This is a genomic window from Vagococcus sp. (assembly GCF_052102835.1).
Classification (GTDB): Bacteria; Bacillota; Bacilli; order Lactobacillales; family Vagococcaceae; genus Vagococcus.
This window is the reverse complement of record NZ_JBQEIL010000005.1, coordinates 151,081-175,123: the sequence shown is the minus strand read 5'-3', so window position 1 is coordinate 175,123 and position 24,043 is coordinate 151,081. Positions and strand designations below refer to the sequence as shown.

At 36.0% G+C, this 24,043-nt stretch carries 23 protein-coding genes; 3 read left to right on the top strand and 20 right to left on the bottom strand.

Features of this window, described 5'->3' with window-relative positions; translation table 11 throughout:
• Positions 1 to 2: 2 nt before the first annotated feature.
• Positions 3 to 713 carry an alpha/beta fold hydrolase gene (locus ACTJFD_RS06840; protein WP_442260593.1) on the top strand — a complete coding sequence of 237 codons (711 nt, stop codon included), beginning with the start codon at positions 3 to 5 and terminating at the stop codon, positions 711 to 713.
• Positions 714 to 767: 54 nt separating this feature from the next.
• Here the strand turns inward: ACTJFD_RS06840 and ACTJFD_RS06835 are convergent, their stop codons facing one another.
• On the bottom strand, positions 768 to 2,423 hold the full coding sequence (locus tag ACTJFD_RS06835) for a glycerol-3-phosphate dehydrogenase/oxidase (protein ID WP_442260592.1): 1,656 nt from the start codon (positions 2,421 to 2,423) through the stop codon (positions 768 to 770).
• A gap of 151 nt (positions 2,424 to 2,574) precedes the next feature.
• Here ACTJFD_RS06835 and ACTJFD_RS06830 point away from each other — a divergent pair, with 151 nt between their 5' ends.
• Positions 2,575 to 3,117: a DUF2179 domain-containing protein gene (locus tag ACTJFD_RS06830; protein WP_442260591.1), complete on the top strand. Its 543-nt coding sequence runs from the start codon at positions 2,575 to 2,577 to the stop codon at positions 3,115 to 3,117.
• Between the two features lie 78 nt (positions 3,118 to 3,195).
• On the opposite strand, the gene ACTJFD_RS06825 is transcribed toward ACTJFD_RS06830, so the two are convergent.
• From ACTJFD_RS06825 to ppdK, 3 genes are read right to left on the bottom strand one after another with little or no spacing between them, the layout of a single operon-like run.
• A complete protein-coding gene (locus ACTJFD_RS06825; RefSeq protein WP_442260590.1) occupies positions 3,196 to 4,032 on the bottom strand; it encodes a pyruvate, water dikinase regulatory protein in 837 nt (278 codons plus the stop codon).
• On the bottom strand, positions 4,032 to 4,652 hold the full coding sequence (locus ACTJFD_RS06820; protein ID WP_442260589.1) for a CBS domain-containing protein: 621 nt from the start codon (positions 4,650 to 4,652) through the stop codon (positions 4,032 to 4,034). The genes ACTJFD_RS06825 and ACTJFD_RS06820 overlap by 1 nt, the downstream gene beginning before the upstream one ends.
• Positions 4,653 to 4,675: 23 nt before the next feature.
• Positions 4,676 to 7,309 (bottom strand): pyruvate, phosphate dikinase, encoded by a 2,634-nt coding sequence (ppdK, locus tag ACTJFD_RS06815; RefSeq protein WP_442260588.1) that lies wholly within the window; start codon positions 7,307 to 7,309, stop codon positions 4,676 to 4,678.
• Positions 7,310 to 7,956: 647 nt separating this feature from the next.
• Here ppdK and ACTJFD_RS06810 point away from each other — a divergent pair.
• Positions 7,957 to 8,832 carry a YitT family protein gene (locus ACTJFD_RS06810; RefSeq protein WP_442260587.1) on the top strand — a complete coding sequence of 292 codons (876 nt, stop codon included), beginning with the start codon at positions 7,957 to 7,959 and terminating at the stop codon, positions 8,830 to 8,832.
• A gap of 24 nt (positions 8,833 to 8,856) precedes the next feature.
• Here ACTJFD_RS06810 and accA read toward each other — a convergent pair whose 3' ends face one another.
• The 16 genes from accA to pheT form a co-directional block, all read right to left on the bottom strand.
• Complete coding sequence (gene accA / locus ACTJFD_RS06805) at positions 8,857 to 9,648, bottom strand: acetyl-CoA carboxylase carboxyl transferase subunit alpha (RefSeq protein WP_442260586.1); 792 nt, start codon at positions 9,646 to 9,648, stop codon at positions 8,857 to 8,859.
• A gap of 14 nt (positions 9,649 to 9,662) precedes the next feature.
• On the bottom strand, positions 9,663 to 10,526 hold the full coding sequence (gene accD / locus ACTJFD_RS06800; RefSeq protein WP_442260585.1) for an acetyl-CoA carboxylase, carboxyltransferase subunit beta: 864 nt from the start codon (positions 10,524 to 10,526) through the stop codon (positions 9,663 to 9,665).
• A gap of 26 nt (positions 10,527 to 10,552) precedes the next feature.
• Entirely contained in the window at positions 10,553 to 11,914 is a 1,362-nt protein-coding gene (accC, locus tag ACTJFD_RS06795; RefSeq protein ID WP_442260584.1) for an acetyl-CoA carboxylase biotin carboxylase subunit, read from the bottom strand.
• 4 nt (positions 11,915 to 11,918) lie between these two features.
• Complete coding sequence (gene fabZ, locus ACTJFD_RS06790; protein WP_442260583.1) at positions 11,919 to 12,347, bottom strand: 3-hydroxyacyl-ACP dehydratase FabZ; 429 nt, start codon at positions 12,345 to 12,347, stop codon at positions 11,919 to 11,921.
• 11 nt (positions 12,348 to 12,358) lie between these two features.
• Positions 12,359 to 12,823, bottom strand: a complete 465-nt coding sequence (locus ACTJFD_RS06785) for an acetyl-CoA carboxylase biotin carboxyl carrier protein (protein WP_442260582.1) — start codon at positions 12,821 to 12,823, stop codon at positions 12,359 to 12,361.
• A gap of 1 nt (position 12,824) precedes the next feature.
• Complete coding sequence (gene fabF, locus ACTJFD_RS06780; protein WP_442260581.1) at positions 12,825 to 14,063, bottom strand: beta-ketoacyl-ACP synthase II; 1,239 nt, start codon at positions 14,061 to 14,063, stop codon at positions 12,825 to 12,827.
• A 13-nt stretch (positions 14,064 to 14,076) separates the two neighbouring features.
• Complete coding sequence (fabG, locus tag ACTJFD_RS06775; RefSeq protein WP_442260580.1) at positions 14,077 to 14,811, bottom strand: 3-oxoacyl-[acyl-carrier-protein] reductase; 735 nt, start codon at positions 14,809 to 14,811, stop codon at positions 14,077 to 14,079.
• Positions 14,804 to 15,757 carry an ACP S-malonyltransferase gene (gene fabD, locus ACTJFD_RS06770; RefSeq protein ID WP_442260579.1) on the bottom strand — a complete coding sequence of 318 codons (954 nt, stop codon included), beginning with the start codon at positions 15,755 to 15,757 and terminating at the stop codon, positions 14,804 to 14,806. The genes fabG and fabD overlap by 8 nt, the downstream gene beginning before the upstream one ends.
• Before the next feature lie 9 nt (positions 15,758 to 15,766).
• On the bottom strand, positions 15,767 to 16,732 hold the full coding sequence (gene fabK / locus ACTJFD_RS06765; protein ID WP_442260578.1) for an enoyl-[acyl-carrier-protein] reductase FabK: 966 nt from the start codon (positions 16,730 to 16,732) through the stop codon (positions 15,767 to 15,769).
• A 66-nt stretch (positions 16,733 to 16,798) separates the two neighbouring features.
• Complete coding sequence (locus ACTJFD_RS06760) at positions 16,799 to 17,047, bottom strand: acyl carrier protein (protein WP_442260577.1); 249 nt, start codon at positions 17,045 to 17,047, stop codon at positions 16,799 to 16,801.
• A 20-nt stretch (positions 17,048 to 17,067) separates the two neighbouring features.
• Positions 17,068 to 18,030 carry a beta-ketoacyl-ACP synthase III gene (locus tag ACTJFD_RS06755; protein WP_442260576.1) on the bottom strand — a complete coding sequence of 321 codons (963 nt, stop codon included), beginning with the start codon at positions 18,028 to 18,030 and terminating at the stop codon, positions 17,068 to 17,070.
• A 21-nt stretch (positions 18,031 to 18,051) separates the two neighbouring features.
• Positions 18,052 to 18,492: a fatty acid biosynthesis transcriptional regulator FabT gene (fabT, locus tag ACTJFD_RS06750; RefSeq protein ID WP_442260575.1), complete on the bottom strand. Its 441-nt coding sequence runs from the start codon at positions 18,490 to 18,492 to the stop codon at positions 18,052 to 18,054.
• 284 nt (positions 18,493 to 18,776) lie between these two features.
• Entirely contained in the window at positions 18,777 to 19,688 is a 912-nt protein-coding gene (locus ACTJFD_RS06745; RefSeq protein ID WP_442260574.1) for a YitT family protein, read from the bottom strand.
• Between the two features lie 70 nt (positions 19,689 to 19,758).
• The gene (locus ACTJFD_RS06740; protein WP_442260573.1) at positions 19,759 to 20,508 is read right to left on the bottom strand and encodes an NADPH-dependent oxidoreductase; all 750 of its coding nucleotides are present in this window, start codon (positions 20,506 to 20,508) and stop codon (positions 19,759 to 19,761) included.
• A 27-nt stretch (positions 20,509 to 20,535) separates the two neighbouring features.
• Positions 20,536 to 21,552 carry a 3-deoxy-7-phosphoheptulonate synthase gene (locus tag ACTJFD_RS06735; protein ID WP_442260572.1) on the bottom strand — a complete coding sequence of 339 codons (1,017 nt, stop codon included), beginning with the start codon at positions 21,550 to 21,552 and terminating at the stop codon, positions 20,536 to 20,538.
• 73 nt (positions 21,553 to 21,625) lie between these two features.
• Complete coding sequence (gene pheT / locus ACTJFD_RS06730) at positions 21,626 to 24,043, bottom strand: phenylalanine--tRNA ligase subunit beta (protein WP_442260571.1); 2,418 nt, start codon at positions 24,041 to 24,043, stop codon at positions 21,626 to 21,628.

The window sequence follows — 24,043 nt, the reverse complement described above, 5'->3', positions numbered from 1 at the left end:
TTATGGAAAAATTAATTTCAACCGTTGATGGTGGCACAATTTACTATCAAATTATTGGAACTGGTAAACCACTTTTTTTTATTCATGGAAATAGTGGCAGTCATCGTTATTTCAAAAAACAAGTTGAATTTTTTAAAAATAAATACCAATTAATTCTTATGGATACCAGAGATCATGGTCGGTCAATTAACCGCTCCGACCAACTTACTTTTGGACAAATTATGACCGATATTTTAACGATTTTAAAACATGAAAACATAAAAAAAGTTTCATTAATTGGTTTTAGCGATGGAGCAAATATTGCTTTAACTTTTAGTAGCTATTATCGTAAACTCGTTGAAAGCGTCATTCTTGTTTCGCCTAATATTACATTCAAACAATTAAAACCAGTTCAACGTTTTTACTCCAAACTATTTTTTGACATTACCGACAAGTTATTACACTGGAAAAAACGAGCACGAGTGGCTAAATTAGCGATTACTGATTTACCGATTTTTAAACGACAATTTAAGAACTGGGATGTACCAACACTGATTGTTGTTGGTGAATATGACATTATGGAAACGCAAAAAATTAAAGAATTTGCTCAAAAAGTCCCTAATGCGATGTTTACAATCATTAAAAAATGCCCTCATTCTATACCTGTTCTAAAACCAAAAACGTTTAATCGTTTAGCTTCAAATTTTTTAAACTATAACAAAATCGAACACTAACTAAAAAAGACAGATGAGAAAGCCTTTCGGTTCACTCATCTGTCTTCTCTTTTTTTAATATGGAAAAACAGTATGACGATTGATTTCAACCTCTAATTCTTCCATCATCACTGCTACTTTTTCTTCTGTCCAGTTAAGGTAAGTCGCCATAAATAAGATGACATCATCCTTAATTTCTAAGGCATGTTTAATATCAAATAATAAATAACTTGTCCGACGCAATAAGAAATCAACTGGATCTAAAATCATCTCATGTTCCAACCCATATTTAAGCATTGCTAATGTCATATCATTTAAATTAGTCGTATTTTCTTCCAATAGATAATCAAATACAACTTTTGCATTTGCTCCATAACGTTGGACAATTTCTTTTGCTTCTGCGGGTGCTAAATTATAATGCGTTTGCCCCATTTGAATAAAACGATCCGCTAGCTGATTAAAAGCAGCGCTACCTCCAACTACTCCACCTGATAATGTCAATTCTTTTGTCTGACAATCAATATAAGGAATCCCTTCATTAACAGATAGGTCTTTTAATACTTTATCCATGATTGTTTCTGACATCTTACGATAACCTGTCAACTTCCCTCCAGCGATTGAGTATAAGCCACTCTTAGAATGAAAAATTTCATCTCGACGCGAAATTTCAGAAGGTGATTTACCGGCCTCATGAATTAGTGGACGAACCCCAGCCCAAGCAGTCTCCACATCACTTAATTTTAATTTTGGAATATCAAAAATAGCATTCGTTGCACGGATAATATAATCAACATCTTCACGTTTAATCTCTGGTTCTGCTGGATTTTTTTCATAGAACGTATCAGTGGTTCCAATATAAACTTTTCCTGCTCGAGGAATAGCAAACATCATTCGTCCATCATTGAATGGTGTATCAAAATAAATAGCGTTAGAAAGTGGTAACTTATCTTGATCTACCACTACATGAACACCTTTTGTCATATGGAGATATTTGCCCTCTTTTGATTGGTCTAATTCACGTAGCTGGTCTACCCAAGGGCCAGTAGCATTAATCACACGCTTAGCATAAATGGGATATTCTTTACCTGTTACTGTATCGATTACTCGAACGCCAATGATTTGCCCTGTTTCTTGACGATATAATAATTTCACAACTTTTGTATAATTACTAATCATTGCGCCTAATTCATTCGCTTTTTTCAAGGCTTCTAGTGTTAAGCGACTATCATCTGTTCGATATTCAACATAAACACCTGTTCCAGATAATCCTTTTTCTATCAAATAAGGTTCTCGGCGCAAGGATTCTTCCGGATTTAACATAAATTTACGTTCATTTTTTTTAACTTTTGCTAATCGATCATAAATATCTAAAGCGATGGTCGTCGTAAATGGACCAAACGTTCCACCCTTATAAAAAGGAAGCATCATTTTAACTGGAGTTGTCACATGTGGTGCATTTTCATAAACAATTTCACGTTCTTGGCCAACTTCAGCAACGGTTTTAATATCCAGTTGAGCTAAATAACGAAGCCCACCATGAACTAATTTTGTTGACCGACTTGAAGTTCCAGAGGCAAAATCACGCATTTCTACTAAACCAACGGTCAATCCTCTTGTAACCGCATCCAAAACAATGCCAGCACCAGTAATCCCTCCACCAATCACCAAAACATCTAGTGTATTTTGGGTCATCTTTTCTAGATTGTCATTTCGTGTTTCTAATGAAAACATATTCCTTCCTCCTTCAGACTTCTTCAATAAAGTTGCTTCTATTACAGTCTACCACACGTTATCTTAATTGAACAAAATTATTTCTTTTTCACCTCTATTTTTAGTAAAAATATGATACGATATTATTAGACAATAAAAAGGGGGACTTTTAATGGATATCAAAGAATTACTTATGATTTTCACCATTAATTTTTGTTACATTACGTTAAATACAATTCGTTTTATGTTAACCATGAAAGGCTACCGCATCATCGCACCTCTTGTTAGTATGGTTGAGATTACCATCTATATTGTTGGTTTATCACTTGTCCTTAATCGAATGGATAATCCACTCAATATTTTTGTCTACGCTTTAGGCTATGCAGTAGGAATTAGCGTTGGCATCCAGATTGAAAACTATTTAGCACTCGGCTATATTATGGTGACGGCAATTATTCCTTATGATCCTTTAGTAAATGCTGGTTTAGCTAATCAAATACGAGAAGAAGGCTATGGTGTCACTCAGAGTATTGGTGAAGGACGAGATGGCGAACGCTTAATTTTAGAAATTCTATCTTCACGCAAGAGAGAAAGAACTCTTTATCAACTTGTTAAAACCTTCGATGAACGAGCTTTTATTATCTCCTACGAACCAAAATATATTTCGGGTGGTTTCTGGACAAAATCTATTCGGAAGAATCACTTACATAAATAAGTCATAAACAAAAAGGTCGTATGAAATTCCAAATGGATATTTCATACGACCTTTTAAATCACTTGAGGAAACCGTTATTTATTGATTAAATTCTTTTTGATATTCAATAACTAACTGAGCTGTTTCTTCAATCGATTGATTCGTAACGTCGATGACATAAGCCCCGGTCCGTTCAAACACTTCACGTGCATAAGCCAATTCTTCCTTAATTCGATCTAACTTAACATAAGAAGATACTCCTTCAAGACCTAAAGAACTTAATCTCGCTTGTCGAACACTCATTAGATAGTTTGCATTGGCTGTTAAACCAATTACCACTTTTCCTTTTAAAGCATCAATTTCATGCGGTAATGCGACTTCAGGAATTAAAGGTAAATTGGCTACTTTATAAGATTTATTTGCTAAATACATACTTAAAGGTGTTTTAGAAGTTCTTGATACTCCCAATACAACAATATCAGCTGTATTAAAACCTTTCGCATCTTTTCCATCATCATATCTTACCGCAAATTCTACAGCTTCAACACGCTTGAAATATTCTTGATTTAAATGATACTGTGAACCACTCTCGTAAATAGGTTCAATATGACTACGGTTAGAAACAATACCCATCAATTTAGTCATGTAATCGATATGTTCAAGACCTACTCGTCGGCAAAAATCGCGACAAACTTGGTTTAACTCAAGACCGACCATCGTCGTTACGACAATCGCTTTTTCATTCAAAGCATCTTGACAGATAGCCAATAAACCTTCTTTAGAATCAATGAAAGGAAAGGTTTTCACTTCATATTCTTCCAAAGTTGGAAACTGGGCTAAGACAGCATGAATCACTCGCTGAGCTGTCTCGCCAATCGAATCTGATATAACAAATATTTTTAGTGTACTTTCACGTCTTCTTTGCATTTCGTTCATTAATTGCCACTCCCCATCCGAATAAAATGTTCCATCACTCGTGTTTTTGATAATTTACCGATTACTTCTTTAGAATCCTGACTACTAACAACTGGTAGCGAATCAATCTCATGTTTGACTAATAGCTCACCGGCTTCTAAAACACTCATCTCAGGTGTCGCTATCACCAAATTAGGCATCCTTGTCATAATCACCGTAATTAAAACATCATTATCGTGGCTATTTAATAAACTTCTTAATAAATCTTTTCTCGAAACGATACCTAGTAATTCTTGACTTTTGGCATCACATACATAAAGCGAACCACTATCATACATAAATAATGATGTTGTAGCATCACTAACCGTTGTTTCTGGATAACAAATCACTGGACCGGACATTAATTCACGAACAGTCGTTTTAAATAGTTGATCATGTAATAGAGGTTCAAACGTAAGACCTGAATAAACATAACCTACTTTCGGACGAGCATCTAATATTCCAGTCATCGTTAAGACAGCTAAATCGCTTCGCAAAGTCGGCTTTGTTAAACCTAAACTCTCAGCAATTCGATCGCCACTGATTGGTTCTTTTTCTTTTACAATTTCAATTATTTTTTTCTGACGTTCAGTTAACTCCATCGTCATCCCTCATTTATCAATTTTTATTTCTCATCTTCTAAAAGTATTTGACTTCTCGCTGCTGCAATATAGGCGATTGGTAAACGGAAAGGTGAACACGATACATAATCTAAACCAATTCGGTTAAAGAATTCAATCGATTGAGGATCGCCACCCAACTCACCACACACGCCAATTTTTATCGTGGGATTTGTTTGACGAGCTCTAATAACCGCTAATTGGATCAACTCTCCAACTCCTTCTAAATCAATCGTTTGGAAAGGATCAACAGGTAAAATGCCATCCGTTAAATATTGATGAATAAATTTACCGGCATCATCACGTGAATAACCAAATGTCATTTGAGTTAAATCATTGGTACCAAAACTTAAAAACTCTGCCGTTTCAGCGATTTGATCAGCAATCAGACAAGCACGTGGTATTTCAATCATCGTACCAATCGTATAATCAACAGAATAGTTTTCCTCATTCAATAATTGATTAAGATAATTCTCAATTTCTGTTTTTAAAATCGTTAATTCTTTCGTCGTCCCTACTAATGGTATCATGATTTCAGGTTTTATTTTGATATTTTTTTCTTTTTCTAATTCAATGACACTCCGAATGATGGCTTCTGCCTGCATAACGTATAGTTCAGGGTAAGTAATCGCTAAACGACAACCACGGTGACCTAACATTGGATTAACTTCATGTAACTCATTTACTTTTGATTTCAGTTTATCCAATGGAACCTCTAAATCATGTGCTATTTTTTCTAATTCGTGAGTCTGACTCGGGATAAATTCATGTAAAGGTGGATCTAACAAGCGAATGACTGCTGGTTTTTCACCAATTGTATCAAAAATTTCTTTAAAGTCATCAATTTGATACGCTAAAATTGTTTGTAAGGCTTGCTGACGTTCTTCAAAGGTTTGTGCTAAAATAAAACGACGCATTTCTCTTAAGCGTTCTGGTACAAAGAACATATGCTCAGTACGCACCAATCCAATCCCACCAGCATTAAAATCTAAGCCCGTTTTAATATCACTTGGCGTCTCTGCATTCATTCGAATATCAAGACGCGAAATTTCTTTTGACCAAGATAAAATCGTGTCTAGATTTTGATCATGCTCAGCAATACTTTGATCAATTTCACCCACGTATAACGCACCGTTCGTTCCGTCTACTGAAATAACATCGCCTTCTTTTAGAACACCACCAGCATACGTGATCTCTTTAAAAAACTCATTAACTTCTATCTCAGAACAACCGGCTACACAACACGTTCCCATCCCACGAGCCACTACCGCAGCATGTGAAGTCATTCCACCACGACTAGTGACAATCGCTTCACTAACAACCATTCCTTCAATATCTTCTGGTGACGTTTCTTGTCTAACCAAAATTGCTTTCTCACCCATGTCTACTAATTTTTTAGCTGCTGCTGCATCAAAACAAACTTTTCCAGTTGCGGAGCCTGGACTCGCTGGTAACCCTTTACTAGAGATTAATTCCGCTTGACGCAATGCCTTTTCATCAAAAACAGGATACAGTAAGCTATTGATAGATTGAGGATCAATCATCATTAATGCTTGTTTTTTGTCAATCAACTTTTCCTTCACCAAGTCTACTGCAATTTTAACGGCTGCTTTAGCCGTTCGCTTTCCATTTCTAGTTTGAAGTAGGTAAAGTTTTCCATGCTCAATCGTAAATTCAACATCTTGCATATCTAAATAATGCGTTTCTAATAAATTAACTAATCTTTGTAATTCTTCAAAACAGGCAGGTAACTCTTCTGCTAGATGATCAATGGTTGATGGGGTTCTTACGCCGGCAACTACATCTTCACCTTGTGCATTCATTAAATATTCACCAAACAATTTTTTCTCGCCTGTTGCAGGATGGCGTGAAAAAACAACTCCTGTCCCACTTGTATCACCACTATTACCAAAAACCATTGCTTGAATATTCACAGCAGTTCCTAAATGATGATCAATTTGATGTAAATTGCGATAAATAAAAGCACGTTCATTATTCCAAGATAAGAAGACGGCTTCAATCGCTTGTAATAACTGTTCTTTAGGATCTTGTGGAAACGGTTGACGTTTGTTTTCTAAAAATAAATCTTTAAAATCTTTCACAATTTCTTTTAAATGACTTGCTGTTAAATCAGAATCATTTTTAATTCGGTATTTTGTTTTATAAAAGTCTAATAAACTTTCAAAATGTTGTCCATCAATTCCATAAACAACGTTACCATACATTTGAATTAAACGGCGATAACAATCATAAGCAAAAGCTTCATTCTTAGTCATTTTAGCTAACACTTTGACACTTTCATCATTTAAACCTAAATTCAAAATCGTATCCATCATACCTGGCATTGAAAATTTAGAACCACTTCTGACAGATAGTAATAGTAAGTCGTCACTTCGACCAAATTCTTTTTTTTCTTTCTTTTCTAATTCGAATAAATGTGCTTCGATTTCTTGTTTCAGTTCATCTGTTAAGTGTTTTCCATTTTCCAAATAATGATTACAAGCTTCTGTTGTAATAGTAAAACCTGGTGGGACTGGTAAACCCAAGCGAGTCATTTCTGCTAAGTTAGCACCTTTACCACCTAGCAATCCTTTCATTTCTGCTTGTCCTTCTTGGAATTGATAAACTTGTTTTAACATGATTAGCCTCCTATATAGTACGTATGATTAGATTATATATGACGTTCTATATATAATCAATACCTATTATTAACTTATATAAGACGTACTATATAATTGATTAATATTTTATGTGAAATTTAAGTCGAAACCGTATTATATTAATGTTTTTAACCACTTTAAAAATCACAAACTTAAGCACTTCCCTCATATTTGAAATAAAAAATTCTTTTTTTAGGTAACTTCAGCATTAGTTTCTTTAAAAACATCCTTTTATCTTTTTCATGTTCCTTTTTTTAAAGTAGCAATGAAAAATAGCTTTTGAATGCTAACACATTTAAATAAACGGATAGACCATTTTAGTGATTGAGCTGAAATAAAACTTATATTAGTCAGAAGCCCTCGCAATAATTTCCCGATGTTTTTCATGATAGGTAAAACTTGCCATCCCTCTTTAGCCAACTATTTTTAAAGCAATATAAAGATCAATCAATTAAACTAATAAACATAAATTATAATGATAATTTTTTCACAAAACAAACAATAACAATCTCTCTTTTCAATTAACCAGTAATAGACAAAAGAAACCATTATTCTCTTTTTATTTTATAAATAAGTATTGCTTAAGCCTATTAAATCGGTTAGTATAAGCTCTTGGAGGGATTTCTATGATTCAAAAATTATATAAAGTTTTCGGCAAACGGATTGTCGATTTAGCTTTGATTACACTAGGCTGTTTTATTGTTGGTTTTGGTTTTAATGCATTTTTACTTCCTAATCGAATTGTTTCCGGTGGACTCACTGGTTTATCAATCCTTGCTTATGAAGTCTTCGGTTGGACACCTTCCGTTTTTATATTGATTGCTAATATTTTTTTATTTTCACTATCAGTTATTTTTTTAGGTAAAGAAGTTTTATTAAAAAGTATCTTCGGGTCTTTACTAGTCCCGTTATTTATTTCTCTTTTTAGCGGTCTTCAGATCGAAGTTTCCGAGCCCATTCTTGCTAGTATCTTTGGCGGGTCTACCGTCGGACTTGGAATTGGACTAGTCTTTCTAGGAAATGGCTCTACCGGCGGAACTGATTTACTTGCGTTGCTTTTACAAAAAATAACTAACTTAAGAATCGCCATCTTACTTGCACTGACAGATGGTTTAGTCATTTTATGTGCACTGATTGTTTATGATGTACAAGCCGTTTTGGTAGCTTTAATCGCTTTATATCTATCGAGCCGCATGGTTGATACTGTACAAGTTGGACCAGATACTTCTAAAAATATTTTTATCATTTCAAATCAATACGAAATCATTGGAACTTCGCTAGTTAATGAACATAATTTTGGAATTACTTACATTGCTGTCGAAGGCGGCCTGAATAAGGAAGCTAAAAAGATGATTATGAGTGTCATTAGAGAAGAACAATTTATTGAATTAAAACAACTAGTTCTTGATATTGACCCTGAAGCTTTTATTACAATTGCCAGTACGCACGAGGTTGTGGGACGAGGTTTTACTCTTTTTGATACAGAAAAACAAGCAGGCTAAATTAAAACTTAGCCTGCTTGTTTTTTAGTATTTTCTAAATCTAGCTAAACGCTGTTCTTGTAATTCGGCTTGACTTAAAGTGCTTAATTCCTTTAAGCTTTTTTCAATCGTGTTTTGCAAATTTTTAATGATTAAGGAAGAAGGTAATATTTCAGTTTCACCCGTTTCACTTATCACACCATCAATCACACCTAATTTCAATAAGTCTCTAGCAGTTAATTTCATCAAATCAGCGGCTTCTCCAGAACGACGACTATCTTTCCATAGAATGGAAGCAAAACCTTCTGGAGAGAGAATTGAATAAATACTATGTTCCATCATCCAAACACGATTACCAACTGCTAGAGCGAGTGCCCCTCCACTACCACCTTCCCCAGTGATAATGGTTAAAATCGGAACACTCAAATGACTCATCTCTAGCAGATTCCTTGCTATGGCCTCCCCTTCCCCTCGTTCTTCTGCCTCAACGCCACAAAATGCGCCCGGAGTGTTTACAAATGTTATAATCGGGCGATTAAATTTTTCAGCTTGTTGCATTAGACGAAGCGACTTTCGATACCCTTCTGGTGTAGGCGAGCCAAAATGAGTTTTTAAATTCTCTGTCAAATTTTGACCCTTTTGAATCCCAATGACGGTTACAGGTTGTTGGTTAAAAAAAGCTATCCCCCCAACAATTGCTGGATCATCACCAAAATAACGATCTCCGTGACATTCTATAAAATCAGTAAACAAATGAGTGATTAGTTCACGAGCGGTTAAACGATTACTCGACCGCGCGAGTGTAACAATCTCACTTGCAGAGCGCTTACTTTTCATGATAATCCCTCCATTTATTTATCATATCCATGTAACTTCAATAAACTAGCTAATGTCGTTCGTAACTCATTTCTTGAAACTATTTTATCAATAAATCCATGTTCCAATAAAAACTCTGCTCGTTGAAAATCTTTAGGTAATTCTTGACGGAGTGTTTGTTCAATGACTCGACGACCGGCAAAACCAATTAATGACTGCGGTTCTGCTAAAATTAAATCACCTTGCATCGCAAAACTCGCTGTGACGCCACCTGTTGTTGGATCAGTCAAAACAGGTATGTATAGTAAACCAGCTAAACTATGTGACTTAACTGCTCCAGATATTTTTGCCATCTGCATTAAGGAAAGAATTCCTTCCTGCATCCGAGCTCCTCCCGAAGCAGTGAAGATAATAACTGGTAACTTTTCCTGTTGGGCTCGTTCAAATAAACGAGTGATTTTTTCACCGACTATTGAACTCATACTCCCCATAATAAACTGACTATCCATGACGCCAATCCCACATCGAACGCCATCAATTTGGCAAGAGCCTGTTAAGACAGCTTCTTTTAATTGAGTCGTCAATTGTGCTTTTTTTATTTTTTCTGAATATTCAGGAAAATCCAGCGGATTATGCGCACTCAATTCAGAATCCCAAGCTTCAAACGTTCCTTGGTCAACGATTAATTCAATTCGTTCAGTCGCCCCTATTCTAAATCCATATCCGCAATGAATACAAGCTTTTTCTGTCCCCATCTGTTTACTATAAATCGCTTGTTGACAGCTTGGGCACTGCTCCCACATTCCATCGGGAACAACTGGTTTTACTGGAGCGGTTGTCTCTTGAATAGAGTGAGTGGGATTGATACGAATATAATCTCTTTTTTTAAATAATCCCATACCTGTCCTCCTCAATTCTGTTTAATCTATTGATGCTCCCACGCTGGAAGAAATACTTCTTGTAAAAAACCTGTATCGTAATTCCCAGCAATAATGTCAGGATGAGTAATTAAATCCAGTTGAAACTCTTGATTCGTCACCACACCATCCGTTACTAATTCGCCTAATGCTCGTTGCATTTTTCGAAGGGCCTCAATTCGTGTTTCTCCATGAACAATAATCTTAGCAATCATTGAATCATAAAAAGGAGGAATAAGATAATTTTGATAAACGCCGCTATCGACCCTCAAACCAAGACCACCACTTGGTAAATAAAGATTTGTAATCCTACCAGGAGAAGGCGCAAAATTTTTGGTTGGATCTTCGGCATTAATTCGACATTCGATAGCAAAACCTGTTAATTTGATATCCGCCTGCTTTAACGTTAGTGCTTCACCTGCTGCAATTTTCAGTTGCCATTTCACGATATCAATTCCTGTAACCATCTCAGTAACTGGATGTTCTACCTGAATACGCGTATTCATTTCCATAAAATAAAAATGACCTGCTGAATCAACTAAAAATTCAATCGTTCCCGCATTTTCATAAGCAACCGCTTTAGCAGCCTTTAGTGCAGCTTGTCCCATCGCCTCACGTAACTCGTGTGATAGTTTTAAAGAAGGGGCTTCTTCTAGCACTTTCTGATTATTTCGTTGCAGTGAACAATCCCTTTCACCAAGATGAATAACATGCCCAAAAGCGTCGCCTAAAATTTGAACTTCAATATGCTTTGCTGGGTAGATAATTTTTTCAATATACATCTGTCCATTTCCAAAAGCTGCTAAGGCTTCTTGTTGAGCGGCATGAAATTGACTCGCTAAATCTGCAACCGAAAAAACCTTTCTAATCCCTTTACCACCTCCACCTGCTGCTGCTTTTAGCATCAACGGATAACCAATGGCCTGAGCAACCTCTTCAGCGGCTTCAAGAGTATCAACTTCACCATCACTACCTGGAATAACAGGGACTTTAGCTTCAATCATCAAATGTCGAGCATTAATTTTGTTGCCCATCGCATCAATCGTTTTTGGTTTAGGACCGATAAATTTAATTTGACAATCTTCACACATTTGTGCAAATAGGCTATTTTCAGCTAAAAAGCCAAAACCTGGATGAATGGCTTCAGCCCCTGTCACAAGGGCTGCACTCAAAACTTGTTGCATGTTTAAATATGATTCTGTCGCGCGACTAGGGCCTACACAAATTGCCTCATCCGCCATTTCTACATGAAGCGCGGTTCGATCAGCTTCAGAAAAAATAGCCACCGTTTTAATCCCAAGCTCACGACAAGCACGAATAATGCGGACGGCAATTTCTCCTCGGTTGGCTACTAATATTTTTTCGAACATCACTTTATGCTCCAATAATAAAGGTCATCAATGCTTCACAAACTTTTTTGCCTTCTACAGAGGCCGTTGCTTTGCCGACACCAATATTTCCTTTTCGTTTGATAATTTCCATCTCCATGACTAAAACATCACCTGGAACGACCTTTTGGCGGAATTTCACTTTATCAATCCCACCTAAATACCCTGTTTTCCCTTCAAATTCTTCACTTTTAAGTAACGGGATTGAGCCAGTTTGGGCTAATGCTTCTAAAATCAAAACACCTGGCATGACAGGCTCACCAGGAAAATGTCCTGGGAAGAAATGTTCATTATAAGTCACATTTTTTATCGCTTTTACATATTTTCCTGGTTCTAATTCAGTTACCTTATCAACCATCATAATTGGATAACGATTGGGGATAATTTCCATAATTTCTTGTACATTTAATTGCATGTGTCTACCTCCTAGTTAATCTTAAATAATGGTGCTCCATACTCGACAACGGCTTCATTCTCAAAACAAATAGCCACAATCTCGCCAGAAACCTCACTTTTAATTTCATTCATTATTTTCATCGCTTCAATAATACATAATGTTTCACCAACCTCGACGCGATCCCCAATGCTTTTAAAGGGGGCACTACCAGGTTCGCTTGCTTCATAAACGACCCCAACTAAAGGTGCTTCGACAAGGTGCTTCGCTTCTAAGCTAATTTTATCTTCCTTTTGTTGATCACGGTTTTCTAATTCAGATGGATCGGTTCGTTCAACGACTTCTTCTGACTTAAAAACCTGACTTGTTGGTCTTTCATGACGACTCATTTCCTGTTTGCTAACATATAGTTGCACTTCTTTAAGTGATAAATCCAACTCGCGAATCGAACTTGTATCAAAAAAAGCTAACAATTCTTTTAATTCACTCGCTAGCATCTTAAACACCTCGCCATTTCTTCAGACAAATGACAGCATTATGACCACCAAAACCTAAAGAATTACTCAAGGTATAGTTCACTTCTTGTGAGCGCCCTTTTTCCGGAACATAATCTAAATCACAATTGACATCCGGTGTTTTTAAGCCAATGGTTGGAGGAATATAATTTTCCCGTAAAGCCATCAAACACGCAATCGCTTCGACTGCTCCAGCAGCACCTAATAAATGACCAATCATACTTTTCGTACTCGATATTGGAATACGATACGCTTGTTCACCAAAAGCATACTTAATTGCTGTTGTTTCAGCCCCATCATTCGTAGGTGTGCTCGTTCCATGGGCATTAATATAACTAATTTCTTCTTTGCTTACTCCTGCTTCATTCATTGCGAGTTGCATACACTTACCAGCACCTGAACCATCTGCATTTGGACTTGTAATATGGTGTGCGTCACAATTTGAGCCGTAACCCACCACTTCACCATAAATCTTAGCCCCTCTAGCTAAAGCATGTTCCAATTCTTCAAGGACTAAAATTGCACTTCCTTCACCCATCACAAAACCATCTCGCTTTTCGTCAAAAGGACGTGAAGCAATCGTTGGATCGACCTCTGTTGAGAGTGCCGTCAAAGCACCAAAGCCTCCAATTCCTATTTCACAAATGGTCGCCTCTGCACCACCTGCAAATATGATATCAGAGTAACCATGTTTAATATTTCTAAAAGCTTCACCAATCGCATCGGTTGAAGATGCACAAGCAGTTACAATTGACGAACAATGCCCTTTCGCCCCTAATTTAATGGCAACATTAGCGGCAGCCATGTTGCCTATTACCATCGGTACAAATAGAGGAGCTATCCGTTTCGGACCTTTGGTTGACATTCTAATGACTTGATCTTGAATGGTTTTCATCCCACCAATCCCCGAACTAACAATGGTTCCTACCCGATCTGCATTCTCATCCGTAATTTTTAAACCACTATCTTCTAATGCCTGTACCGCTGCCCCAATAGCGTAAACAGAATACATATCCATTCGCTTGACTGCTTTTTTCTCCATATATAACGTTGGGTCAAATTCTTTGACTTCCGCCGCCACGGTGATTCCTGTTTCTATAGCATCAAACTTAGTAATAGGGGCAATCCCACACTGACCATTTTTTACATTTTCCATAAATTCTTGAGCGGTGTTACCTAAAGGAGTTATTGCTCCTAATCCTGTTATTACGACACGTTTCATTACTTAATCCTCCTTAACCGTTCATTACCATACCACCGTCAACATTTAAAACTTGACCTGTAATATAGGTATTTTGTGCTAAAAATAAAGCCGTTCTTGCAACATCTTCTACTTGTCCTAACCGTTTCAATGGAATTTGGGTTTTAACTGTTTCTTTAACTTTATCACTCAATTGATTGGTCATATCTGTTTCAATGTAGCCTGGTGCAATCGCATTACATGTGATGCCACGACTTGCCAGTTCACGAGCAACTGATTTAGTTAAACCCACAACACCCGCTTTACTCGCTGCATAATTAGCTTGCCCTGCATTGCCCACTAATCCCACAACACTCGCCAAATTGATGATACAACCACTTCTTTGCTTCAACATAATTTTTGAGACATGTTTAATCGTATTAAATGTTCCTTTTAAATTAACATCAATCACGTCATCAAAATCTATTTCGCTCATCCTCATCAATAGAGTATCCTTGGTAATTCCGGCATTATTAATTAAAACATCGACAGAACCAAATGTCGCATATGCTTGCTCAATTAACTGTTGAGCCATTTCATATTTTTGAACCTCGCCTAAAACAACTAAAGTCTTCACACCATACGCTTCAATTGACTCAATAAGATCAGACTTAATTTCAGTACGGGCATTTAAAACTAGGTTGGCTCCTTCTTTAGCAAAAGATAAAGCAATTTCGCGACCTATTCCTCTTGAACTGCCTGTTATAATGACCGTTTTATTTTTAAGCATTCTTTTCTCCTAACTCTTGCCACTTACTTTTCAGCTTTTCTAATGATTTCAAATCTTCAACATTGAAAATAGTGACCTTTCGATTTATTTTTTTGATAAAACCACTTAGTATTCGCCCTGGTCCAACTTCAATAAAAGTATCGACACCGTCATCCATCATTTGCTGGACTAAATCCTCCCAATAGACAGGAGACATCACCTGTTCAACTAATAACTCTTTCACATTTTGCCCTTGTTCCATTTTTCTTCCAGTCACATTTGAGTAAATCGGAAGAACCGCTTGATGAAAATCAATTTTTTCTAATTCTATGGCTAGTTTTTCACTCGCCTTTTTCAAAAGTGGTGTATGAAAAGGGCCACTAACATTTAGTAGAATGGCACGTTTTGCACCTGCTTCTTTTAAGATTGAGCAAGCTTGAACAACGGCCTCTTTATTTCCCGCAATGACAATTTGGCCGGGACAATTATAATTTGCTGGTGCCACTAAATTTTCTTCACATGACACTTTAGAACAGATAGTTTGAACAATTGTACATTCCAATCCTAAAACAGCGGCCATTGCTCCATCATTCTCAGGAACTGCCTCTGTCATAAAACGTCCTCTTTTTTGAACTAGCCCCACAGCAGTTTGAAAATCAAGCATTTGATTTTCAACAAGGGCACTATACTCTCCTAAACTAAGTCCTGCGACTACGTCTGGTTGAATTCCTAATTCAGTTTTTATTAATTCGGAAATCGCTAAACTAACTGCTAAAATCGCGGGTTGTGTAAACTCAGTCGCATTTAATTTTTTTTCATCTTCAAATAAAAGTTGAAAAAGATCAAAATCTAAACTATTATTTGCTTCACTTAATTTAGATTTAAATTTATCTGAATATTTAGATAATTCTTGGCCCATTCCAAGATATTGAGCTCCTTGCCCACTAAATACGAATGCTATTTTCATTTTATACTCCTAGTTGAGCCATTTTTTGGCATTTTCTTTAAGAACAGTTTCCGTTTCGATCATCAATTCATTAATAATTTCAGAACATGTTTGGTTCTCTTTTGTCAGTAAACCAGCGATTTGACCCGACATCATCGAACTATCCTTAGTATCACCATCAATAACCGCACGTTTTAAAGCTCCCTTACCTAAATCTTCTAAACGGTCAAAATTGGGATTTTCTTTTCCACCTTCTTCACGTTCTGCTTTTTCATATGTTTTCGTCAATCGATTTCTTAAGCCTCTAACTGGATGGCCCGTAATCAATCCCGTAATCACAGTATCAATGTCCTTAGCTTTCAAAACCTTAGCTTTAAAATTTTGATGCGCTATCGATTCTTTTGAAACAAGAAAGCGTGTTCCTAATTGAACTCCTTCTACACCTAACATGAATGCAGCAGCAATCCCACGACCATCACCAATTCCACCCGCAGCAATTACCGGAATAGAGACAGCATCAACGACTTGAGGAACCAACGTCATTGTTGTTGATTTACCAATATGACCGCCACCCTCCATTCCTTCAACTACAACTGCATCTGCACCTTCACGTTGCATCTTTTTGGCTTGCGCGACAGAAGCAACTACCGGAATCACAATAATTCCGACTTCTTTAAAACGCTTCATATATTTTGCCGGAGATCCAGCTCCTGTTGTAATTACTTTTACTCGTTCTTCAATTACTAAATCAACAATATCTTCAACAAAGGGTGACATCAGCATAATGTTTACTCCAAATGTCTTGTCTGTTAACTGACGTGCCTTATCTATTTTATCCTTAATAATTTCTTTCGGTGCATGTCCCGAAGCAATCAAGCCTAACCCTCCAGCATTGCTGACGGCACTGGCTAGTTGTTCCTCTGCTACCCAAGCCATTGCTCCTTGAAAAATCGGATAATCGATTTCTAACATTTGGCATATTTTAGACGATTTCATCTTTTCACCCTTTCATTTTTAAAAAAATAGCTAAAAAGAGAGGTTCCCTTAATAGCTAATTTTTCACTATTTATTTTCTGCTATTTGTTTGTCAACAAAATCAACTAAATCTTTAACGGTTTCTAAATTTTCATCTGTTTCGATTGTTACATCATGTTCTTCAAATTCATCTTCAATATCATTTAAAATTTGAAACAAGTCTAAACTATCTGCCTCTAACTCATTTTTGATACTCGTTGTTAATTGAACCTCTTCTTCTTCTTTACCTAATTGGTCAATAATAATTGCTTTAATTTTATCAAATGTTGTTGTCATGTTTTTTCCTCCAATATTATCTATAATTTAATTAAAAGACTTCCCCAAGTTAAACCGCCACCAAATCCTGTCAATAACACTTTTTGATGACTTCCTAAAACCAAGGTTCCCTTTTCTACTTGATCCGCTAGCAACAGTGGAATTGAAGCGGCTGATGTATTACCATAATGGCTAACGTTAGATAAAAATTTCAATCTAGAAATCTTTGTTTTTTTAGCTAACGCATCTAGTAAACGTTCATTTGCTTGATGTGCTAAAATATAATCTACATCTGGTTCTTCTTTTAAGACTTCACTTATTTGCTGTGAAACATCTCGTATCACAAAATCAAATATTTTTTTTCCATCCATCATTAAAAATTCTTGCTGTTTTTCTAAGTCTTCGATTGGATCAAATCCATGATTATTTTTCCGGGCTACAAGCGAATGAGCTCTTCCTCCATCAGCAACAAGAGCCTCTCCTAGAAAAGAAGGTTCATTGCTCTTGTTTTCTAAAACAATACCCGCAGCTCCATCACCGAATAAAACAGCGGTCTTACGATCTTGCCAATCAATAATACTTGACATTTTCTCTGCTCCTATGACCAAGCCTTTTTGATACTGGCCACTCAATATGAATTTTTCAGCTGTTGATAACGCATAGACAAATCCTGAACACGCCGCATTAATATCAAAAGCGAAAGCTTTGGTTGCACCAATGGCTCCCTGAACCAAGCAAGCAACCGAAGGGGTCGAAAAATCAGCCGTCATAGTCGCTACAATGATAAAATCTAGTGATGCCACCTCATCCTCTTTAATCAATTGTCTAGCAACTTCTATTGCCAAATCACTTGTCATTAAAGTTTCTGCTATTCGCCTTTCCTCAATACCAGTTCGACTTCTTATCCATTCATCTGTTGTCTCAATTTTCGCTGATAATTCACTGTTAGTTACTCGTCTTGGCGGTAGATATTTAGCAACTTTCGTGATTTTAGGATACATCAACTTACTCCTTCTTATTCAAACTTAATAATATTGCTTTAAAAAATAATGAAGACTCTTAAGTCCTTTAGTCAGAGCCTCTCGCTCTTCTTCATCCATACCTTCCAAAGCAGCGGTAACCATTTTTTTATGAAAATCTTGGTGTGCTCTAAAAAACAAACGACCTCGATCAGTTAATTTTAAACGAACAATCCTACGATCTGTTTCACTTCTGACACGATCAACATAGCCTTTTTTTACAAGGTTATTAATCGCAACCGTCAATGTTCCAACCGTTATCGATAAATCTTTAGCTACCTCACTACTTGTTTTGTTTTCACCCATACCAATTGCTTCAATTGTATGCATCTCTTTGATTGATATATCACTAAAATCACTTTTTCTAAGCTCTGTTTCTTCAATCGTCAAAATGTCATTAAAGACTCTAACTAGTTGGGCATTGATAATGTTAAATTCCTGTGTCATTGTCATGCCTCGCTTATCTGTTGTTTGATAATCAAAGTATATGAGTAAATTTTAAAAAAAGCAATCTTTGCAAAAGGTTTGAACATCAAAGTATTTTTTGAAAAAGTAACCAAATCATTTAATTTAAACAATCGAATTAATAGTTTGAATGTCAAATGATTTGATAATCAAAGTATATAGCGGAACTTTTATAAATGCAACTCTTTTTTTATTTATTTATAAATAAAAAGTCAAAACCTTTTCTAAAAGTTGGATTCTAGAGGTTTTGACTTATTTTTTATTTTTTATTTTTTATTTTTTATTAAGTTCTTTCGTATCTCATTTTGTTGATCTTCATTCCAAAACTGACCGAGAACTGTTTGGGCAGGCATAATATTAATAAACGCTTGAGCATCAGCATTATACACGGCCTGTTCCAACATATAAAGTTCATAACGCGTTACAACAATCATAATAATCGAGACATTTTCACGAGAATACGCACCAGTTCCCGGTAAAATCGTCATCCCGCGAATTAATTCATCTTGAATAGAAGTAATTGTTTCTTCTGGCTTTTTAGTCATAATAAACGCGGTAACTTTTTGATGACTCACATGGATAGTGTCCACCATTTGAGTCGTACCAAAGATAGAGATAATTGTAAATAATGCTGATTCCCAATCAAAAATAAGACCCGCTGCTACAACAATAAAACAGTTAATGATCATCATTAATGAGCCGACCGTCCGCCCTGTTGTTTTAGCTAAGATAAGCGAAATAATGTCCATTCCACCTGTACTAAAACCAAATTTCATCGTTAGACCCACACCTACACCAGTAATAACCCCACCAGCAATGGCATTCATTAAAATATTATCTGTCACTTCAACAATGGGCACAATGTGGGTCATAATAGTAATCGAAAGAACCGTTAATAAACTGTAAATAGTGGCTGATTTACCCAATTTAATCCAACCTAGTACAGCAATAGGAACATTAAATAGAAAAATAAAAGTCCCAGTATTGATTTTAATTCCAAAATTCAACTCTAGAACACTTGATATTAATTGAGAGATACCATTTAAACCAACAGAAAAGACATTTGCTGGAATAAGAAAGACATTTAAACCAACTGCTAATAAAAATCCAGCAACTATTACAATTATTATTTTTTTTATATTTTCATTTTGTTGATATGCTTTCGTTATATTGCCCACTTAAAACCCTCCTAATCATCCTATGATACTTTAATATCATACTCGAAATGACACATAAAAGAAATAAAAATTATTCTAAGATTAAACCTTGTTTTTTTATTTCAGTTAAAGTTTGTAACCGTTTGGTTGGTTTCCGATTCATATTGTCAGTCATTTGCTTCGTAAAGGAGTCCACACGACGATTAGCGTTTCTCAAATCGTAATATTCTGTTACTTCTGCATCATAAGGTTCAAGCTCCTTCACTAAAGCTTCAGTTGGTAATTGATACATGTTTTCAAAACACATTAAATTTTGTGGTAGTCGTGGTTTCAATTGTGGTTCTTGATCTGGGTACCCTAAGGCTAATCCTAAAATTGGAAACGTGAGTTCCGGTAACTCTAATAATTTAATAATTTCACGACTATCGTTTAAAATACTACCTAAAATAACAGTCCCAATTCCTAAACTTTCAGCCGCTACATTTACATTTTGAGTCGCTAAAACTGCATCACTCATTGCAACCATAAAACGATCCATATTTTTCAAAACGGTTGTTTCTTGATGATTTTCTTTTGCTATAACCGCATTACGATATAAATCAGCAACAAAAATTAATAAATGACTCCCTTCAGCTACATAATGTTGCTGACAAACCTCTGCAATTTTATTTTTCTTTTCTTGATCAGTAACTTTAATAATACTATAAGACTGTTCAAAGCTACTTGTCGAGGTGTGACGGGCAACATCAATCAAAGTTGACATCACTTCTTCTGGTATTTTTTTCTCTTGATATTTACGAATACTACGATGATTCAACTGGTTTTTTATTGTTTCATTCATTGTGATACTCTCCTTTTATTTTTAAATTTACATATCACGTAATAATTGCGCTGTCTTTTCAAAGCCTAGGCATGGATCTGTAATTGAGCGCCCAAAATGTTGATTCTGTTCATCCTGTTTACCAGATTCTAAAAAACTTTCAATCATAAAACCACGAACGAGAGTCGCTAAAGAAGGGTTCCATGCTCGATTCATTTGTACTTCTCTCACAATTCTTATTTGTTCGTGTTCTTTTTTTCCTGAATTATCATGATTCGCATCAATTATTACGAAGGGATTACTAAGTTCACTAGCCTCATAGCGAGATAAAACATCACACAAATCTTCATAATGATAATTGGGCTTAAAGTCACTTGTTTGAGTTTGACAACCTCTTAAAATTAAATGCGTACGTTTATTTCCTGTTGTCTTAACAACATTCTGTTGAATTAAAAATTCATGTTCTTGTTGTGCTGCAAAGATCGAATGAAATAAAACATTTAAATCACCACTCGTTGGATTTTTCATTCCGACAGGTTGGGAAAGTCCACTAGCAACAAAACGATGGCCTTGATTTTCAACTGAACGAGCACCTATCGCAAAATAACTAACTAAATCTTCAATAAAGGGCAGTGTCTCTGGATAAAGTAATTCGTCCGCTGTCGTCAATCCTACTTCTGTTAAAACACGATAATGTAAACGACGCGCAACTTCAACACCCTCAAGCCAATTTGAAGGCTTATTACAGTTCGGTTGTTCCATCAGTCCCTTATAACCCGTCCCATTAGTTCGTGGTTTATTCGTATAAATCCGTGGCAATAAGAAGAGTTTATCTTTCAATTCGGTTTGAAGTTTTTTTAATTTCTTAGTATATGCAATAACCGCCTCTTCATCGTGAGCCGAACAAGGTCCCACAATAATTAACAAACGTTGGTCTTGTCCAGATAAAATTAATTTAAGTTCTTCATCACGTTTATCTTTAAAAGCTCTTTGTTCTTTTGTTAATTGATAATTATCAATTACTTTTTCTAACTCTATTTTTTCCCCAATTATTTTAAATGCCACTCTAAAAACCCTCTCAATCCTAAAAGAAAGATTTTATCACAAGATAAAATCTTTCTTTTTTGTCAATATTTAATTACCTAACTTCTGCGTTTAAAATTGCAATCAATTCATCTGTAATCTTAGTCATTGTTTTGGTAATTTCTTCGTCCACTAACGTATTTTGATCATCTTGGAAAATCAGAGAGTACGCTAATGATTTTTTACCTACGCCTAGTTTTTCACCTTGATAGATATCAAATAATTCAATACGTTTTAAATGTTTGCCACCTTTAGCATGAATAATATCTAAAATGGCTTGATGTGCTATTGTTTGATCAACCAATAAGGCAATATCCCGCTTCACAGATGGATATTTACCAACCTCTTTAAATTCAACCATTGTTGGTGCCAACGAACAAAGCAACTCTAAATCTAGTTCACTCACATAAGTTTCTGCTAAATCAAATTCTTTTGCTGTTAACGGATGAACTTGGCCAATAAAGCCGACCCTTTGATCTTTTATAATAATCGCTGCACTACGACCAGGATGTAAGTCTGGATAATCAGTTAAAGCTTCAAAACGTGTTTCTTTAATCAGTCCAATTGAGGTTAACAAACTTTCTAATACCCCTTTAAGCGTAAAGAAATCTGCTTTTTCAACCGAACCAAACCAATCATTGGCTTTCCATTCTCCACTAATTGCCATCGCTAAATGTTTAACTTCATTTGGCAACTCCGTTCGAGAGGTTGCTTCAAAGATATTTCCAATTTCATACAATGCAATTCGATTATTTTTTCGTGCTAAGTTGTAATGAACATCTGTTAATAAAGTTGACGTTAAATTTTGACGTAAAATTGAATGTTCTTCACTCATCGGCCAATCTAAAGCGACAACTTCTTTAGGTTTTCCAATAAATTTAGTCGCTAATTCTGGTGTGGTCAATGCATAACTAATCGCTTCAGTTAAGCCATTCCCCTCAACGTAACCACGTATTTCACGTTCTAATTTTTGAGCAGGTGATAACTGTCCTGCCAATGAACTGCCACTTGGTAAGGTTGATGGTAAATTATCATAACCAAAAATACGGGCAACCTCTTCTAATAAATCTGCTTCTATCGTAATATCCCAACGTCTTGGTGGAATGACCACATTATAAGCTTCATTCGTCACTGTATAGTCAAAACCTAAGTCAGTAAAAATTTGATTAACCGTCTTTAATGACAGACTCGTTCCTAATGAATGGTTAATTTTATGGAGTGTAATCGTGACTTCAACATTTTGAGGGATTAACTCTTGACTAATGGCCTCCCCCTTAACAACTGTCCCACCTGAAAGTTCAGCAATCATTGCAGCTGCAAAGTCACTAGCTTCTTGAATAGTTGCTGTATTGATTCCACGTTCAAACCGTTTACTGGATTCACTAGATAGACCAAATGAACGGGCTGTCCGACGAATTAAAGTAGACTGGAATAAAGCTGTTTCTAAAGCGACAGTGGTCGTTGTTTCGTCAATCTCTGTTGTTGCACCACCCATAATACCTGCTAAAGCAACAGGAACTTGACCATTTGTAATGACTAAGTTAGACGTCATTAATTCACGTTCGACACCATCTAATGTCACTAGTTTTTCAGTTTCTTGAGCACGACGAACCTCAATTTCTTGACTACCAAGCTTATCGTAATCAAAAGCATGTTGCGGTTGACCGAATAATAATAAAACATAATTAGTCACATCGACCACATTATTAATAGGACGTATGCCTTCGTTCATCAGTAAGTTTTGTAACCACGTTGGACTTTCTTGAACTTTAACATCCTTAATCACACGCATATGATAGGTTGGTGTATCTTCAGCGTTTGCAACACTAACCTTTAGATATTTTTCAATTGTGTCATCCTTTGTTTCAACTAATTTTTTAGTTGGAAAATGAGGCGTTCTTCCATAAATAGCCGCGACTTCGTGTGCCACGCCACGCATACTTAAAGCATCTGCTCGGTTTGGCGTTACAGAAAGTTCGATAATGGCATCATCCATAGCCAAGTAAGAAAAAACATCTTCACCTGGCACTGCGTCATCTTGCAAGAAATAAATTCCTTCTGCGTATTGCTTAGGAACAACGCTATCGCTATAACCTAATTCCCCTAGAGAACAAACCATGCCAAGTGACACTTCTCCACGCATTTTCCCTTTTTTTATTTTAACATTACCAGTAATTCGTGAATTAGGTAAGGCGACAATCACTTTCTTACCCGCTCTTATATTAGGCGCTCCACAAACGATTTGATATAATTCCTCTTCACCAACATCAATTTGACAAACTGATAAGTGATCACTATCTGGATGTGGTTTACATTCCTTAACATCACCAACGACTATTTTTTTTAATCCCTCTTTGGCAACATTCACTTCTTCAACTTCAATCCCTGAACGTGACATTTTATCTGATAACTCATCTGGTGTAATATCTTTAATATCGATTAATTCGTTTAACCATTTATATGAAACTAACAT